The sequence below is a fragment of the Vibrio sp. 10N.261.52.A1 genome (genome assembly GCF_002876325.1).
Classification (GTDB): Bacteria; Pseudomonadota; Gammaproteobacteria; order Enterobacterales; family Vibrionaceae; genus Vibrio; species Vibrio chagasii.
Genome location: NZ_MCYD01001009.1, coordinates 1 through 1,543, shown reverse-complemented (window position 1 = coordinate 1,543; position 1,543 = coordinate 1). Strand labels below are relative to the sequence as shown.

Genomic DNA, 1,543 nt, shown 5'->3' with positions numbered 1-1,543 from the left:
AAACAGGGAATAAATATGGGTAAATTACACTTTTGGGGAAGTAAACAAGGTGAAATTAACGTAAAAAAAATCGTCTTAACTTCACTATTTTGATGGTTTATGAGTGATGCATTTATCAGGGTGAGGTTTTTTAGGCACAAAAAAATCGGCTATTAAGCCGATTATTTGGAGGGTTTGACGAGGATGTTCGCTGCTACGTATGGCGGAAATGATGTATTAAATTTGAGTTAGCCAACCATCGCAATATGATGAGATTGATGCAGAATCGCGTTAGCATCAAGCATTCTATCGTGCATCACCTTGATCGAATCACCAAAGCGTAATCCCTTTGAAGGAGTCAGTAGGAACTCTTCTAGGTCTACAAATGCACATAAGCTCGCACACTCGCCCACTTCTAACACGATGAAGTAACCAAGGCTATGCTCGTTATTCATTTGTACAATATCCCCTTCCTGAGGATACTCATGGCCTGCGCCTTGAGGTGCGAAGAACCAGCTCTTTGGTTGTACAGGTTTGTGGAAACGCTTCGCAGCCACGCAGTAAAGCGCAAGTTCTGCTTGGCGAGGCTCAGATAGCTCTAAGCCAGAAATTTGTTCTTTGAAGGTTTGGTATGAGGATGCGTCATCAACGGTGAATTCATTATCTCGAAACGCGCAGTCCACCAGCTTATTGCGGACCAGATTCGTTTTGAAAATCATATCCTCTCCGAGGTTTAGCATTAATGAACATTGCTGCTCATCGTAATACCAACTCCATGTATCGCTAGGTTTAAGCATCATTTCGTCTCACACTGTTGAACCATTCCATTAGGTAAAACGCAAAATTACCTTCAATTGCAGTAATTTTACTGAGCAATAGGCAAAAAAAAAGAGGAAATGAATTCCTCTTTCTTATCGCTTTTCTCTACAACTCAGGGAGTTACAGTGTCTCTTTTAGTAAGACGATGTCAGTTTATAGATACTTTTATATTAATACTCTATATCGACTATAGTTGGCAAACTACAGGTTTTTGACAATGTCAGCTACAAGGCGTGGACCTTTGTAGATAAAACCAGAGTAAACTTGGACAAGCTGAGCACCTGCCATCATTTTCTCTTTTGCAGCAACATAAGAGTCAACGCCACCTACCCCGATGATCGGCAGTTTATCACCTAGCTCTTGGTGAAGTTTACGAACTACTTCAGTGCTACGAGATTGAACTGGACGTCCACTTAGGCCACCCGCTTCGTCGCAGTGTTTCATGCCTTCGACAATTGAACGATCCAATGTCGTGTTCGTTGCGATCACACCATCGATCTTATTTTTGATCAATGATTCGCAAATTTGGCTGATTTCGTCGTCACTTAGATCCGGCGCAATCTTAAGAGCTAGAGGAACATACTTACCATGCTTCTCTTCTAGTTCAGCTTGTTTTGCTTTCAGCTCAGACAGCAAATCATCAAGTGCTTCGCCGTATTGTAGAGAACGTAGCCCTGGTGTGTTTGGTGAAGAGATATTTACCGCAATGTAACCCGCGTATTGGTATACCTTCTCCATACAGATC

The 1,543-nt window shown here is 42.0% G+C and carries 2 protein-coding genes; both read right to left on the bottom strand.

The window, feature by feature from the left end; translation table 11 throughout:
- Positions 1-227 precede the first annotated feature (227 nt).
- Entirely contained in the window at positions 228-779 is a 552-nt protein-coding gene (locus tag BCT81_RS21855) for a cell division protein ZapC (protein WP_008221983.1), read from the bottom strand.
- Between the two features lie 220 nt (positions 780-999).
- On the bottom strand, positions 1,000-1,543 hold a 544-nt coding region (gene pyrD, locus BCT81_RS21850; RefSeq protein WP_102425824.1), incomplete at its 5' end, for a dihydroorotate dehydrogenase (quinone).

What these genes read in the sequence shown, in the direction of transcription:
- BCT81_RS21855 (WP_008221983.1), bottom strand. Translation starts at nt 779, where the DNA reads ATGATGCTTAAACCTAGCGATACATGGAGTTGGTATTACGATGAGCAG.